The following is a 14436-nucleotide window of genomic DNA, read 5'->3' as shown; positions in this document are numbered from 1 at the left end:
GCCGCCGTCCGCCGCGCTCCACCGCCGAGCAGCCGTACCGGGTACCCGGGGGATGGAGCGGCGTGCGCGCCGCCGCCGTTCGCGCGGCGGCGAAGGGCGGCGGCGGGTGCGGGGCAGTGCGGAGCAGGGGCCGGTGGAGCCGGACGGCCGGGGCTCAGTGACCCCGGCGCGACCAGACCGGGCTGACCAGGCCGATCAGCAGTGCGGCGGCGCCGACCTGGAGCAGATGCCGGACCCAGTCGACCCCGGAAGTGTCGCGGACGCCGAGCGCGGCGGCCAGGCTGTTGCCGATCAGACCGCCGGCGATGCCGAGCAGGACGGTCAGCCAGAGCGGGATCGCCTGGCGGCCCGGGAGCACCAGCTTGGCGAGCAGGCCGATCACGAGGCCCGCGAGGATGGCCCAGAGGATGGTCATGGGGACTCCCTTTCATCCGTTCCGTCCCGGGCTGTCCGGGGACCCCCGTCGCGTGCCCGCGTTCCGCCGCCGCATGCATGCGGCGCGGAGGCGGCCCCGCACCGCCGATGCAGGAGGTCCCCGCCCACCGACGCGCCCGCCGTGCGGCCGTGGCCGACGGCCTGCCCGTGGAGCGGCATTCCGGGCGGTGCGCCGCACGTGCCCGAGGCCGAGGCCTGGCCCCATCGGCGGAGTGAGAATGGAAGGGGCACGGCGTACGGAACCCGCCGACCGATCGACCGACCCCGAGAGCGGGGCGAGGGCTGGCACGGCGGACCGGCACGGTGGACGTGGTCAGGAGGCGATCGTCGTGGGTGCGGGCTTCTCCCACCGGGAGCGTCAGGAACTGGCGGCGATCGAGCGCGGGCTGGCCCTGGGCGACCGCAGGCTGGCGCGGTGCCTGCGGACGGGCCGGATCGGACTGCTGGGTCTGCTCGCCGGCCCGACCACCACGCTCCTGGCGTTGGTGGTGGTCGCGGCCGCGGCGGCCGGGGCGACGGCGGCCGCCGCCGCGCAGAGCCTGGGGGTGCTGGCCAGGATCGCCTTCATGCTGTGGGCCGCCGCCGTCGGATGCGCGCTGCGCCTGTGGGTGATCCGGCATCCCGACCGCCCGCTGAGCCGGTGAGCCGCTGGGCAACTGCACTCCGCCGCCCCGCCGTTCCCGGTCGGCGCCCGGGGCGTATCGTACGGGCCGTGACCGAACTGATCTTCCGCGGGAGAGACCGGTACCGACCGTCCTGGGGGCATTTCGCGGGCCTGTGCGCCGTGTTGGCCGTGCAGATGGCCGTCGCCGCCTACAAGCTCGGTCCGGTCGGGTTCTGCTGGGTGCTCGGCGTGACCGTCGCACTCATCGGCCTGGGACTCCTCCTGGCGTTCCGGAGCTGGACCACGGTCGGGGCCGGCGGAATAACCGTCTGCTGGGGCATCGGGAGTGGCCGGACCTACCCCTGGCACGAGATCCGGTGGATCGACGTACGCGAGACCAGGAGCCAGTACGGGACGTCGCTCGTGCCGCGGATGTTCCTGGTGAGCGGGCGGCGCCGCGCACTGCCCGGGCTGCATCACAGCGAGCTCTACCCCGCGCCCGACTTCGCCGTCGAGTTCCGGCGGATCGTGGCCTGGTGGGAGCTGAGTACCGACGAGTCCGCACGGGTGCGGCCGCCGAAGGGGTTGAGGGACCGGCTGACGCCCGCCGTGATCGCGGTCGTCGGCACGGTGCTCATCACGGTCGTCGGCGGACTGGTCCTCGTCGTCCTGGCCAACTGAGGTCCGCCGCCCCGCCCCGCCCGGCCCGGCCGTCGGACGGCGGCCCGGGCCGGGCGCGGGTCAGGCGACGTGCAGGGTGAGGGCGGCGGTGTGCAGCTGTCCGGCGGTCCGGAACTGCAGGTGGACCCGCCAGTTGCCGGGCCGGCCGAGCAGGGCGTAGAAGGTCAGCGCCGGTCCGCCGTGGTCCCCGGCGACGGGGGTGATGGGGTGGAGGTGGGCCAGTGCCAGGTCACCTTCGTGGAACGCGCTGAGGTGGGCGTAGCTGTCGAGGTAGGGCTGGAGGTCCTGGACGGGCTGCCCGTCCTTGGCGAAGGTGACGGTCAGCGGGTCGGCCGTGCCGGCCGTCAGGTCGCCCTGGACGTCGACGGTGTAGCCGTCGACCTCGGTGGTGCCCGCCACGGCGGGCAGCGGGACCGAGCTGGCCGGGCCGGGCACGGTCACGGTCCGGCTGAGGACGAACTCGGTGCCCTTGCGCGGGCCTGCGTCGGGTGTGAACGAGGCGTACAGCCGCCAGTCGCCCGGTTCGAGGGCGGCCAGCGCGGCGGTCCAGGTGCCGTCGGCGGCCATCGTGGGGTGCAGGTGCTGATAGCCGGTCAGGTCCGAGCGGATCGCGTAGAAGTGCAGCCGTTCGGTCTGGACCTCGGCGAAGGCCGTGACCGGGCGGCCGTCCGGGCCGGTGACGGTGAACCGGTAGTTCTCCGCCCGCCCGGCGGCCAGGGTGGTGGTCGCGGGGTCGAGCCGGTAGCCGTCCTGTTCGGAGGCGAGACCCTCGCCGGCCGGCATGCCCGCCATGCCCGGCATGGCCGGCATCCCCGTCATCCCGGGCATCCCCGCCATGCCGACCGTGCCCGGGGAGGCCGGCCCGTCCGCCGTCGCGTGGTGGCCCGCCCCGGGTGCGCCCGTGTGCGCGGGGTGTCCTGTCTGCGGGGACGAACCGCAGGCGGCCAGGACGAGCAGGGCGGTTGCCCCCGCCGCCAGTGGGAGGGAGCAGAGACGCAGGACGCGGTGTCCGGCCCAGTGGTCGGTCATGGCGGGCCCTTTCGAGGGTGCGGGCGGTGCGGAGGCCGGTGCACACGCCCGGGCCGGACGCCGCCGCCGCTGCCCACACCCGCCCCGACGCGCTCCGGCCGGGAGAGGCCCCGGTACTCAGGAGATCCGCGGTCCCGGCGGCGATAACGGAAAACCGGACGGATCCGCGGAGGAGTCCCGTACGGCCGGTGCCGCCTCGCCGTGGCCGGTCGTCAGCGCCGGCGGCGTGCCTTCGCCGGAGTCCTGACCGGCGCATGGCCCCAGAACGCGCGGTAGAGCAGCATCCCCGCGGTGCCGCCCAGCCCGATCACCAGGATCAGGACGGACGGGAAGAGCACGGGCCGCCAGCCGACCTGCGCGGGGAACGCCACCGTGGACGTCCGGTGCGGGTCGACGAGCACGGTCCGGACCGCGCCCGGCTCCAGCAGGGGCAGCCCGTCGCCCGGATCGGTGTCGGCCCTGACCTGCCGGCCGTCGGGCAGCGCGAGAGCCATGCCGTTCGGCCTGTGGTGCTGCGGGTCGGAGTAATCCACCCTGACGACGGTGGCCTGCACCTGCTCGGCACCGGCGTAGCGGTAGTGGTAACGGGCCTGCGAGCCCATCCACAGCAGACCCATCACCACGCACCCGCCGAACACGACGAGCCCGAACACCAGTTTCGTCCTGTCGTACAGCGCTGGTCCCAACGCTTTCCGTGCCACGGCTCCCCCTTGATCCCCGGTGCGCAGAGCATAGAGCGCCCGGCCGGGAACAAGTAGTGGCGGGGTTGTGTTGGCATGCTCGCGACGCGAGTCGTGTCGCGGTGCAAGTGAAAGGACGGGCAGATGAAGGTGCGCAACTCGCTCCGAGCGCTCAAGGCCAAGCCCGGCGCCCAGGTGGTCCGCCGGCGTGGGAAGACCTACGTCGTCAACAAGAAGGACCCCCGGCTCAAGGCCCGGCAGGGCTGACCGGAACGGCCGGGCGGGCCGCAGGAGGGCCACCGGCCCCCGCGGCCCCCGGCCGGACGGGTCGGTCGCCAGGCCACCCGGAGATCGAAACCCTCCCGGCCGGTGTCGGGCCGGTGCACCGTCATCCGGGTCCGGCAGCCGGGCCGTTCGGGTGCGGTGATGCAGACCATCGTCACCAACGCGGTCGGTGTGCCCGCCGAACTGGCCGCCCCCGACGGGCGGGTGGTGCGGACCGAGGGCACCGATCCGGTCGCGGCGGCACCCCGGTGCCCCCGGCGCCCGAATCGCCAAGCGTGACCCCCGTACTAGAGTGAGTGCCAGGACGTGCTCGTTCCGGTCGCCCGTGCCGCCGACCCCTGCGTCGAGCCCTGTGCGTCCGCTGCTGGTCCGCGGTGCGACCTCCGAAGCCGGACTCGGGCACTGAACTCCCCCTTCGCGCGCGGAGTTCCGGACCACACCGAGGAGAGACCCCCATGGGCTTCGTCACCTCCAAGGACGGCACGCAGATCTTCTACAAGGACTGGGGCGAGGGCCCGCCCGTGGTCTTCTCCCACGGCTGGCCGCTGACCGCCGACGCCTGGGACGCACAGCTCAAGCTGATGGCGGACAACGGGTTCCGCGCCATCGCCCACGACCGGCGCGGGGGCGGACGGTCCGGCCAGACCTGGGACGGGAACAACCTCGACACCTACGCCGACGACCTGGCCGCGCTCATGGACACGCTCGACCTCCGGGACGCCATCCTGGTCGGCCACTCGACCGGCGGCGGCGAGGTCACCCGCTACATCGGCCGGCACGGTTCCGGCCGGGTGGCCAAGGCGGTCCTGGTCGGTGCGATCCCCCCGCTGATGCTCAGGACCGAGGCCAATCCGGAGGGCCTGCCGATCGACGTCTTCGACGGTATCCGGGACGGCGTGCTCAACGACCGCTCGCAGTTCTACCGGGACCTCAGCGCATCCTTCTACGGGGCCAACCGGGACGGATCCACGGTCACCCAGGGAATCCGCGACCAGTTCTGGCTCTGGGGCATGTCGGTGGGCATCAAGGGCGCGTACGACTGCGTCAAGGCGTTCTCCGAGACCGACCTGACCGAGGACCTCAAGAAGATCGACGTCCCGACCCTGATCGTGCACGGGGACGACGACCAGATCGTGCCCATCGTGGCCTCCGGCGACAAGTCCTCGAAGCTGGTCAAGGGCGCGGTCTACAAGATCTACCCGGGTGCCCCGCACGGGCTGGCGATGATCCCGAGGTTCGCCGATCCGTTCAACGTCGACCTGCTGGCCTTCGCCCGCAGCTGACCGGCGGCAGTCGACCGGCGCCCGGGCCGCCGGATGGCGGCCCGGGCGGGTGCCTCCTACTGTCGAAGGGCAAGCGGTCCCGGCCGGAAGCGCCGCCTCCGCCGTCCGGGCCCACACTGAGAGGGAGCCCGACCATGTCCACGATGTCCGAAACCCCCGTGCTCGACACCCTGGCCGCCATGACGCTCGACTCCATCGAGCGCTGTGGGATGAACGCCGACATGCTCATCCTCACCCGCATCGCCGCGCTCGTCGCCATGGACGCACCGGCGATCTCCTACCTGGCCCACATGGGCCCCGCGGCCGAGGCGAACGTGACCCCGGAGCAGCTCCAGGACGTCCTGGTGGCCATCGCCCCGATCGTGGGCACCGCCCGCGTGATGGCGGCCGCCGGCCACATCACCGAGGCACTCGGCGTCGCCATCGCCGTGGCCGACGCCGACATGATGGACCGCATGGGCGAGTAGCCCGCCGGGCCCGGCCGTCCCGTACCGCGGGGACGGCACCCGGGGCGCGGGGACCGCGGTGCGGTGGATCCGGGATCCCGGACCCGCTGCACCGCAGTCCCCGCGCCCTCTGTCGTCCGCCCGCCGCCGCGATCCGCCCGCGGCCGAACCGCACGGCCCGGGTGCCGTGACACGTTCAGGGTCGATCTGACAGTGCGTCAAATAAGTGGCCGAAGCGCGGACCGGCGCGGCACACTTCCGTCGGGACGCGCCGGGGCCGGCGGCGCTCACCCGCGCCGGCCGCCCGCCTCCGCCCCCGTCCGCCCGCTACCGGTGCCCGGTCCGGCGTCTGCGCAGCAGTGCCGCCGTGCCCGCCCACAGGGCCGCGACGACGCCGGTGACCGCCAGCACCAGGAGGAGGTTGCGCAGGTAGGGCAGTGGCAGCAGGGTGGGGTTGCCGCTGTCCGTGCCCGCGCGCAGGGCGGCGGGCAGGCCGACGGCGGTCAGAGTGGCGGCGACGATCAGCCAGCCCCGCAGGACCGGGCCGCGGACCCGCAGCGCGCCGACCGCGCAGACCACCGGCACCCACAGCCCGTCGTGCAGGATCAGCCCGCCGACGGCCCACTCCACGATGTCCAGCGGTGCGGTGATGTAGTGGTCGTTCAGCAGCCCGTGCAGCCCGTAGGCCGTCAGGGCCAGGCCGCCGACGGCGGTCAGCAATCGCAGGAGCCGCGGCAGCCGCGGCGGACGAGGTGTGCGGGCCATCAGAGCGCCTCCATCCGGGCGACCCACTTGGTCTGCAGGACGCCGGGCCGGTTGGGCGCGATGATGCGCGCCGGGTAGCCGTGGTCGGGGGCGAGGACCTCGCCGTTCACGCGCAGGGCGAGCAGGGTCAGCGGGTCGCGGGCGTAGGTGGCCGGCATGTCCATCACCCGGTACGGCCCGTCGGCCTCCAGCGAGGTGACGCGCAGCCGGGCGGAGGCCGGGGCACCGGCCCGGGCCAGCAGGTCGGCCACCCGGACGCCCGACCAGCGGGCCGAGGCGCTCCAGCCCTCGACGCAGGCGATCGGCAGGTCGGCCTCGTGCTGGGGCATGGCGAGGAGCTGGTCCATCGTCAGTTCGTACGGCTGGGGGCCGTCGACCCGCAGCCGCCAGTCCGCGGGCGCGGCGGCGGTACCGGCCTGGGCGGCGGTGCGGTTGACCGGCAGGCCCTGCGGGCCGAGGCCGGGGCGGCGTGGCGCGAGCAGGTCGAGGGCGCGCAGCCAGGGCACGCTCTGCCCGGCCGTGGTGACCGTCACGGCGGCCACCGAGGCGCCGACCGCGGTCAGGAAGGCCCGGCGCTGGGCCAGGCCGGGGCGGGGCCGGCGCCAGTGCTGTCCGATCAGCGGGGCCTTGGCCGCGACGTGCAGCAGCAGGCCGCCGGTGGCGAGCCAGCCGAGCCAGAAGTGCGTCTGGCGGAAGGGGAACGGCCACGGGTACCACTGCAGGGTGTTGAACAGACCGGTGAACAGCTCCAGCAGCATCGCGCCGACCAGCACCGCGATCCCGAGCCGCTCCAGCGCGTGCAGCACGCTGCGCACCGGCGGCCATTCGAACAGCTTCGGGTACACGGTCCAGAGCTTGGCGCCGAGCAGCGGGATCGCCGCGATGCCGCTGATCACGTGCAGCCCCTGGGTCACCTGGTAGCCGATGGCGGGCCGGCTGGGCAGCCGGTCCGCCAGCCAGGGCGGCGGGTCCTGCACCAGGTGGCTGAACAGCCCGGTGAGGAAGCAGGTGAGCAGTGCCGCACCGAGCCAGCGGCCGAGCACGACGGCGGTGCGCGGGTCGTGCAGCCGGGAGCTGAACGTGCCCTCGCGCAGCGGCCCGCGCCGCAGCGCGTCGGGCGGGGTCGGCAGCGTCAGGTCGTACGGTCGGCGGCGGGGGGCGGGGGTGTCTTCGTCCACGTTCCCCATCTCACCCCGGCCGGGGCGGGAATCGGGGGTGCGGCCTGCTTACGGAAGTCGTACGTCCGCCCCCGCCGGGCCCACCGCACCGGCTGCGAGCTGGCACTCCAGCGATGCCCCAGCGGCTCCGGTTGAACTTCCGGGCGGCAGGTCGTCCACCGACCTGTCGTACCCGATTCGTCGTCATCCATGGGGGACTCATGACCGCGGAGACCATCCGCCCGATCACGCCTGCGCAGCTGCGGCTGCTCACCCACCACCGCCTGTTCCCGGGCGACGCCTCATTCAACCTGCCCGTCTGCCACCGGCTGGAGGGTGAGGTCGACGTCGAGCGGCTGCGCTCGGTGCTGGAGCGGCTCGGCCGCGAGGTGGGTGCCTTCGGCGTCGCGTTCGAGGACCGGGACGGCGCGCCGGCCAGCGTCGAGACCCCGTCCCGGGCGCGGGAGTTCAGCGTGCCCGTGATCGACCTGCCGGGGCCGGGCCGGACGCACGTCGTCGACCGGCTGGCCCGCCTGGCCGACACGCCGATCGCGCCGCAGGCCCGGCAGCAGGTGGACTTCGCCGTCCACCGGGCGGCCGACGGGGTGTACGTGTCGCTGCTGTTCTCGCACCTGGTCGCCGACGCCTACACCTTCTACAACTTCGTCGACGCGGTGGAGCGGCTCTACCGGGACCCGTCCGGCGCGCTGCCGGGCCTGGCGGCCGTCCACCCGGCGGACCTGGTGGACGAGCGGCCGGCCGATTCGGCGGCCCTGGAGTTCTTCGGGCGTCAGCTCGGCGGGCGCTCCTCGCTGACCAACGACCGGCTCGCGCAGCCGCGCGTCGGCGGCGTGCTGACCGGCACGCACCGGCGGGTGGAGCTCGACGACGAGCTGTCCGCGCGGATCCGTGCCCGGCTGGCCGAGCAGGGCACCAGCCCGTTCGCGTTCTTCCTCGCCGCGCACCTGGTGGCGCTCTCCCGGCTCACCGGCGACCGCGAGCTGGTGGCCGGGGTTCCGCTCGGCAACCGGCGCGGCCTGCGCCAGCGCCAGGCGTTCGGCTACTTCGTCAACACCCTTCCGCTGGTGGCCGACCTGACCGCGCACCGGACCTTCGCGGACCTGGTCGGCGCGGTGCACGGCGCCTCGGTCGGCCTGCTGCGGCACCAGAGCTTCGATCTGGCCGCCAACCTGCGCACGGTCGCGCCGGGGATGCAGAGCACCCTGCTGACCCTCGACAACGCCTTCACCTACTACCGCCAGCCCATCGAACTGCGCATCCCCGGCTGCTCGGTGGAGCCGCTGCTGGTGCCCAGGCAGCAGGTCAAGTACCCGTTCGGGATGACGGTGGAGGACTTCGGCGGCCGGTTCGCGGTCAACCTGGAGTACGGCGACAACCGGCGCGACGCCGACCCCGAGGGCATGCTGCGGCACCTGCTGACCCTGGTCGCCGAGGACCCGGAGACCGAACTGCGGGCCCTGCCCGCGATGGCCCCCGAGCAGGAACGGCGGATCGCGCGGCTGATCGGCGAGCCCGAGGAGTTCGAGCTGCCGCCGTCGCTGGCCGCCTGGTTCGAACGGACCGCCGCCGCGCACCCCGGCCGCACCGCCGTCCAGGACGGCGACGAGTCGCTGACCTACGCCGAACTCAACGCCCGCGCCAACCGGGTGGCCCACCGGATCGCCGAGCAGGTCCCCGGCCGGCACGTCGCGGTGGCTATGCGGCGCGGACTCGACCTGGTCGCCGTGCTGCTCGGCGTGGTCAAGGCGGACCGGACGTACGTGCCGCTCGACCCGGCCTCGCCCGCCGCCCGGATCGCGCACATCGTCGCCGACTTCCCCGGCGGACTGCCGCTGATCGCCGACCAGGACCGGTGGCCGGACACCGCGCCGGCCCTGCTGGACAGCGCCGCGCTACTGGCGGCGGGTGCCGAACACGACCCGGCGGGCGGCGACCGCCGTGAGGAGCCCGCGTACGTCATCTTCACCTCCGGCTCCACCGGGCGCCCCAAGGGCGTGCAGGTGACGCACGCCAATGTGATGCGGCTGTTCCGGTCCGCCGAGCGGCACTTCGGCTTCGGTCCGGACGACACCTGGTGCCTGTTCCACTCCTACGCCTTCGACGTCTCGGTGTGGGAGCTGTTCGGGGCGCTGCTGCACGGCGGACGGCTGGTCGTGGTCCCGGAGCTGACCGCCAAGTCGCCGGACCGCCTGCTGACCCTGCTGGCCACCACCGGCGTCACCGTGCTCAACCAGACCCCGTCCGCCTTCCGCCAGCTGCTCAAGGTGCTGACGCCCGAGCACCGCGACACGCTCGCCGTACGGCACGTGGTCTTCGCCGGCGAGGCGCTGTCGTTCGCGGCGCTGCGCCCCTGGTACGAGGTGATGGGAGAGCGGGCGCAGCTCGCCAACATGTACGGCATCACCGAGACCACCGTGCACAGCACCTACCACCCGCTGCGTGCCGAGGACGCCCGGCGGACCCGGGAGTCGGTGATCGGCCGCCCGCTGGCCGACCTGACGGTGAGCGTGGTCGACCGCGACCTGCACCCCTGCCCGGTCGGCGTCCCCGGCGAACTGCTGGTCGGCGGGGCCGGAGTGTCGCTCGGCTACCTCGGGCGGCCCGACCTCACCGCACAGCGCTTCCTGCCCGGCGAGCATCCGGGGGAGCGCCGGTACCGCTCGGGCGATCTCGGCGTGGTCCGGCCCGACGGCACCCTGGTGTACCTCGGCCGGATCGACCGGCAGGTGCAGCTGCGCGGCTACCGGATCGAGCTCGGCGAGATCGAGTCCGCGCTGCTGGCGGTGGACGGGGTCCGCGAGTGCGTCGTCCGGATGGCCGAATCCCCGTCGGGCGAGCCGGAGTTGGTGGCGTTCCTGGCCGGCTGCCCGATCGGCGACGACGCCCAGGTGCGGGCCGCGCTGCGCGGCCTGCTGCCCGCGTACATGGTCCCGGCCCGGCTGGTCCGGCTGGCCGCGCTGCCGCTGACCGTCAACGGCAAGGTCGACGACCACGCGCTGCCCTGGCCGACGGCGGCCGCGCCGCGGACCGCCCCCGCCGGACCCGGCCGGGGCACCGGCGAGCTGGTGCGCTCGGTCTGGCAGGAGGCACTGCCGGGCGCGGTCATCGGGCCGGACGACAACCTGTTCGACCTCGGCGGCTCGTCCACCCATGTGATCGAGGTCTTCCAGCGGCTCCAGGAGCGGGTCGACACGAAGGAGTTGGAGATCATCGACCTGTTCGCGCACACCACGGTGCGCCGGCTCGCGGCCCACCTGGACGCGCTCGGCGTTCCGGCGGCCGCCGCCACGGCCACCGCCGGTGAGGAGGCCGTCTCCCGTGGCTGAACCGACGAACGAGAGCACCCCGATCGCGATCGTGGGCATGGCCGGCCGCTTCCCGGGCGCGGCCGACGTCCCGCAGTTCTGGGCCCACCTGCTCGAAGGCGCCGAACAGGTCAGGGAGTTCGGCGCCGAGGAGCTGCGTGCGGCGGGCGTCCCGGACGGGCAGGCCGGCGCGCCCACCCACCTCCCGTACGGTGCCGACCTCGCCGACGCCGACCTGTTCGACGCGGAGTTCTTCGGCCTGACACCCCGCGACGCCATGCTGACCGACCCCCAGCACCGGCTGTTCCTCACCTGCGCCTGGGAGGCCCTCCAGGACGCCGGGCACCCGCCGTCCCGGCTCACCGGCCGCACCGGCGTCTTCGGCAGCACCACGCTCAGCACCTACCTGCTCGAGAACGTGCTGCGCAGCCCCGAATTCGCCGACGCCGCGCTGAGCTACCCCGTCCTGATCGGCAACGACAAGGACTTCCTCACCACCCGGGTCTCCTACCGCCTCGGCCTGACCGGCCCCAGCATGGCCGTGCAGAGCGCCTGCTCCGGCTCCCTGGCCGCCGTCCACCTGGCCTGCGGCTCGCTGCGCCGCGGCGAGAGCGACCTGGCGCTGGCCGGCGGGGTCAGCGTGACCCTGCCGCAGACCGGCGGCTACGGGTACCAGGAGGGCGGCATCATGTCCCGGGACGGGCACTGCCGGGTCTTCGACGCCCGCTCCTCCGGCACCGTCAAGGGCAACGGCTGCGCGGTGGTGGCACTGCGGCGCCTGGACGACGCGCTGGCCGACGGCGACCAGGTGTACGCCGTGATCCGCGGCACCGCCGTCACCAACGACGGCTCCGACAAGATCGGCTTCACCGCACCCGGCCCCGCCGGCCAGCAGGGCGCGATCCTCGCCGCCCTGGCCGACTCCGGCATCCCGGCCGACCGGATCGGCTACGTGGAGACCCACGGCACCGGCACCTCCCTCGGCGACCCGATCGAGCTGCGCGCCCTCGCCGCGGCCCACACCGAGGCGGGCGGCCCGGCACCCGGCTGCGCCATCGGCAGCGTCAAGGCCAACCTCGGCCACCTGGACGCCGCCGCCGGCGTGGTCGGCCTGGTCAAGGCCGCCCTGGTGCTGCGCCACCAGACCATCCCGCCGCAGATCAACTTCGAGCGGCCCAACCCGCTGCTGCGGCTCGACCGGCTGCCGTACCGGGTGGTCACCGAGGCCACCCGCTGCGAGGAACCGCTGACCGCCGCGGCGGTCTCCTCCTTCGGCCTGGGCGGCACCAACGCCCACGTCGTTCTGTCCGCACCACCGGCCCGCGACCCGGGACCGGAAGGCCGCTACCCCGTCGTCCTGTCCGCCCGCGACCCCGAGGCCCTGCGGGCCACCGCCCACGGCCTGCTCGCCCTGCTGCGGGAGCGGCCCGTCCCGATGGCCGAACTCGCCAGGACCCTGCTGACCGGGCGCGACCCGCTGCCCCACCGGTACGCCTTCGCCGCCTCGACCGCCGCCGAGGTCACCGCCGGCCTCAGGGCCCTGCTCGACGGCGCGCCACCCGGGCCCGACCGGGCCGGGCCCGCCGACCCGTCCGAGCCCGCCGACCCGTCCGAGCCTGCCGACCCGCCCGGCGGCGCCGACCGGGCCGTTCGGGCCTGGCTCGACGGCGCGGACCTGGACCCGGCCGACTGGGGCCTGGACAAGGCCGGGAAGGTCTCCCTGCCGCCGTACCCGCTGCGCCCCACCCGGCACTGGATCGACCCGGCCCCGGACACCCCGGACCCGGCGGGCACCCAGGGTCCGGCGAGCACCCCGGGCACGCCCGCACCCGCCATCGCCGCGGCTCGGCCGGCCATCACCACCGTGGCCGAGCTCTTCGAACGGCATCTGCGGACCACCCCGGTCGGCCCCGACGACGACTACTACGACCTGGGCGGCGACTCGCTCACCGCCGTCGACATCGTCACGGCGCTGCGCGACGCCTTCGGCGCCGACCTGGACCTCGACACCTTCGCGGCGCTGCGCACCCCGCGGCGGATCGCCGAGCGGCTGAACACCGGCCGGGGGAGCGGTGAACAGCCTGACGGCACCCCGGGCGGCCTCCCGGCGCCGGCCGGCCTCACCCCGGTCCGCGACGGTGACGGGCGCACCCTCTTCCTGCTGCCGCCGGCCGGGGGTACCAACTTCTGCTACTTCCAGCTCGCCGCGGCGGGCGGCCGGGCCGGTGTGCCGCTCGCCGCCCTGACCTTCCCGGCGGACCGGCCGGCCACGCTCCGGGCGCTGGCCGCGGCCTACCTCACGGCGGTCCGCGCGGCCCAGCCGCACGGCCCGTACCGGCTGGGCGGCTACTCCTTCGGCGGCAACGTCGCCTTCGAACTCGCTCTGCAGCTCCAGGAACAGGGCGAGCAGGTCGAGCTGCTGGTGATGTTCGACAGCCACCCGCCGGAGGCGTACGTCGGCCCGACGATCACCGAGAAGGAGTTCGCCGCCGCGTTCCCCCTGATGCTCCGCCAGGCCTTCGCCCACGACCTCGACCCCGCCGCCCTCGACCACCCGCCCGCGGACCTGGAGGAACTCCTCGAACTGGCCCGGATGCCGCACTGGACCGACGCCACCGCGGTTTCGTACCGCAGCTTCTTCCGCACCTGGAAGCACAACCACGACGCCCTCAAGGGCCACTACCCCGACCGGCGCCTGCGCGCCGACCTGGTGCTGCTGCACGCCCGGGACCAGGAGAACCGCGACCTCCTGGAGGCCCTGCAGATCCGTACCGAACCCGGGTCCCGGTGGCAGGACCACCTCGACGGCGAGCTGCGGGTGGTGACCGTCCCGGGCGACCACTTCACCATGTTCGCCGACCCCGGCCACCTGAAGCAGCTGGCCGCGGCGCTGGATTCCGTCCTTGCGGACCACGACCGGCCCTGACCGGCGGAGGAGGAGGGGGCGTCCCGTCCGGCGGACGGGACGCCCCGGTCCGCCCGCCGCGGCCGCCGGGGTCAGCCCGCGGTCCCGGCCGGTGCGACCGACTGGGCGACCGACCGGGCGAGTTCGAGCGACGTGGTGACGGCGGCCGGGATGTCCGCCACCGGGAACAGCGCGTGCCGCACCACGCGGTCGGGGCCGACCACCAGGACCAGGCGCTTGATGCGCAGGTCCTGGCCGGCCCGGAAGGCGGGCAGGCGCAGGGCGGCCGTGAGGCGGAGTTCCGCGTCGGACAGCAGGGGGAAGGGCAGGGCCTCGGCCGCGGCGAAGGCGGCCTGCTCCAGGGGCGTCTGGGTGCTGACACCGCGGACCGCGATGCCCGCGGCCTCGAACTGCGGCCAGGCGGCGCGGAACTGGCGGTTCTCCAGGGTGCAGCCCGCGCTCCCCGGGATCGGGGTGGCGGGGACCGGCCCCGCGGGTGCGCCGGGGACACCGGTCGCCGGGTAGGCGAACAGCACGGTGGCGCGGGCCCCGGCGGCCACCGGGTCGTGCCCGAGGCCGTCGGTCCCGGGGAGGACGAGTCCCTCGGGCAGCGGCTCGCCGACCAGGGCCCGGACCCGGCGGGCCTCCGCGCCCTGCTCCGGCGCGCCGCCGGTCAGCGTGCCGTCGCCGAGGAGCCAGCGGTCGGCCCAGTCCTGCATCGAGACCAGGACCGGGAGCAGCCCGCGGCCCTGCTCGGTGAGCAGGTAGTCGTAGCGCGGCGGGCGGTCCTGGTAGCGGCGCCGCTCCAGCACGTGGTTCTCGGTCAGGCTGCGCAGCCGC

General features: G+C 74.6%; 14 protein-coding genes. 8 read left to right on the top strand and 6 right to left on the bottom strand.

Annotated features, from left to right (window positions below; all coding sequences use genetic code 11):
• Positions 1-154: 154 nt before the first annotated feature.
• The gene (locus tag AA75_RS43115) at positions 155-415 is read right to left on the bottom strand and encodes a GlsB/YeaQ/YmgE family stress response membrane protein (protein ID WP_033826013.1); all 261 of its coding nucleotides are present in this window, start codon (positions 413-415) and stop codon (positions 155-157) included.
• A gap of 349 nt (positions 416-764) precedes the next feature.
• Between AA75_RS43115 and AA75_RS50615 the strand changes: the two genes are divergently transcribed.
• Positions 765-1079, top strand: a complete 315-nt coding sequence (locus AA75_RS50615) for a DUF3040 domain-containing protein (protein ID WP_033826012.1) — start codon at positions 765-767, stop codon at positions 1077-1079.
• 68 nt (positions 1080-1147) lie between these two features.
• Positions 1148-1720: a hypothetical protein gene (locus AA75_RS43105; RefSeq protein ID WP_033826011.1), complete on the top strand. Its 573-nt coding sequence runs from the start codon at positions 1148-1150 to the stop codon at positions 1718-1720.
• Between the two features lie 60 nt (positions 1721-1780).
• On the opposite strand, the gene AA75_RS43100 is transcribed toward AA75_RS43105, so the two are convergent.
• Positions 1781-2749 carry a hypothetical protein gene (locus tag AA75_RS43100; protein ID WP_051814393.1) on the bottom strand — a complete coding sequence of 323 codons (969 nt, stop codon included), beginning with the start codon at positions 2747-2749 and terminating at the stop codon, positions 1781-1783.
• Positions 2750-2961: 212 nt separating this feature from the next.
• Entirely contained in the window at positions 2962-3402 is a 441-nt protein-coding gene (locus AA75_RS43095; RefSeq protein ID WP_033826010.1) for a hypothetical protein, read from the bottom strand.
• A 171-nt stretch (positions 3403-3573) separates the two neighbouring features.
• Between AA75_RS43095 and ykgO the strand changes: the two genes are divergently transcribed.
• From ykgO to AA75_RS43075, 4 genes are all read left to right on the top strand, one after another.
• Entirely contained in the window at positions 3574-3696 is a 123-nt protein-coding gene (ykgO, locus tag AA75_RS43090; RefSeq protein ID WP_033826009.1) for a type B 50S ribosomal protein L36, read from the top strand.
• Between the two features lie 159 nt (positions 3697-3855).
• Positions 3856-3993 carry a hypothetical protein gene (locus AA75_RS50610; protein ID WP_158515671.1) on the top strand — a complete coding sequence of 46 codons (138 nt, stop codon included), beginning with the start codon at positions 3856-3858 and terminating at the stop codon, positions 3991-3993.
• Between the two features lie 176 nt (positions 3994-4169).
• Positions 4170-4997, top strand: a complete 828-nt coding sequence (locus tag AA75_RS43080) for an alpha/beta fold hydrolase (protein WP_033826007.1) — start codon at positions 4170-4172, stop codon at positions 4995-4997.
• Between the two features lie 134 nt (positions 4998-5131).
• Complete coding sequence (locus AA75_RS43075) at positions 5132-5464, top strand: hypothetical protein (RefSeq protein WP_033826006.1); 333 nt, start codon at positions 5132-5134, stop codon at positions 5462-5464.
• Positions 5465-5770: 306 nt separating this feature from the next.
• On the opposite strand, the gene AA75_RS43070 is transcribed toward AA75_RS43075, so the two are convergent.
• Together AA75_RS43070 and AA75_RS43065 are read right to left on the bottom strand one after the other, a co-directional pair.
• Positions 5771-6208 carry a hypothetical protein gene (locus tag AA75_RS43070; protein WP_051814391.1) on the bottom strand — a complete coding sequence of 146 codons (438 nt, stop codon included), beginning with the start codon at positions 6206-6208 and terminating at the stop codon, positions 5771-5773.
• Positions 6208-7317, bottom strand: a complete 1110-nt coding sequence (locus tag AA75_RS43065; RefSeq protein ID WP_233289455.1) for a molybdopterin-dependent oxidoreductase — start codon at positions 7315-7317, stop codon at positions 6208-6210. The genes AA75_RS43070 and AA75_RS43065 overlap by 1 nt, the downstream gene beginning before the upstream one ends.
• A 269-nt stretch (positions 7318-7586) precedes the next feature.
• Here AA75_RS43065 and AA75_RS43060 point away from each other — a divergent pair, with 269 nt between their 5' ends.
• Entirely contained in the window at positions 7587-10712 is a 3126-nt protein-coding gene (locus AA75_RS43060) for an amino acid adenylation domain-containing protein (RefSeq protein ID WP_033826005.1), read from the top strand.
• Positions 10705-13617 carry a beta-ketoacyl synthase N-terminal-like domain-containing protein gene (locus AA75_RS53885; RefSeq protein WP_051814388.1) on the top strand — a complete coding sequence of 971 codons (2913 nt, stop codon included), beginning with the start codon at positions 10705-10707 and terminating at the stop codon, positions 13615-13617. The genes AA75_RS43060 and AA75_RS53885 overlap by 8 nt, the downstream gene beginning before the upstream one ends.
• Before the next feature lie 71 nt (positions 13618-13688).
• On the opposite strand, the gene AA75_RS43050 is transcribed toward AA75_RS53885, so the two are convergent.
• The coding region (locus AA75_RS43050) for a redoxin domain-containing protein (RefSeq protein WP_033826004.1) at positions 13689-14436 on the bottom strand (748 nt) is incomplete at its 5' end.

The sequence above is a fragment of the Kitasatospora sp. MBT63 genome (assembly GCF_000710465.2).
Classification (GTDB): domain Bacteria; phylum Actinomycetota; class Actinomycetes; order Streptomycetales; family Streptomycetaceae; genus Kitasatospora.
This window is presented reverse-complemented; position numbering and strand designations above follow the sequence as displayed.

What these genes read in the sequence shown, in the direction of transcription:
- AA75_RS43100 (WP_051814393.1), bottom strand. Translation starts at nt 2,749, where the DNA reads ATGACCGACCACTGGGCCGGACACCGCGTCCTGCGTCTCTGCTCCCTC.
- AA75_RS43075 (WP_033826006.1), top strand. Translation starts at nt 5,132, where the DNA reads ATGTCCACGATGTCCGAAACCCCCGTGCTCGACACCCTGGCCGCCATG.
- AA75_RS43070 (WP_051814391.1), bottom strand. Translation starts at nt 6,208, where the DNA reads ATGGCCCGCACACCTCGTCCGCCGCGGCTGCCGCGGCTCCTGCGATTG.
- AA75_RS43080 (WP_033826007.1), top strand. Translation starts at nt 4,170, where the DNA reads ATGGGCTTCGTCACCTCCAAGGACGGCACGCAGATCTTCTACAAGGAC.
- AA75_RS43060 (WP_033826005.1), top strand. Translation starts at nt 7,587, where the DNA reads ATGACCGCGGAGACCATCCGCCCGATCACGCCTGCGCAGCTGCGGCTG.
- AA75_RS50610 (WP_158515671.1), top strand. Translation starts at nt 3,856, where the DNA reads ATGCAGACCATCGTCACCAACGCGGTCGGTGTGCCCGCCGAACTGGCC.
- AA75_RS43115 (WP_033826013.1), bottom strand. Translation starts at nt 415, where the DNA reads ATGACCATCCTCTGGGCCATCCTCGCGGGCCTCGTGATCGGCCTGCTC.
- ykgO (WP_033826009.1), top strand. Translation starts at nt 3,574, where the DNA reads ATGAAGGTGCGCAACTCGCTCCGAGCGCTCAAGGCCAAGCCCGGCGCC.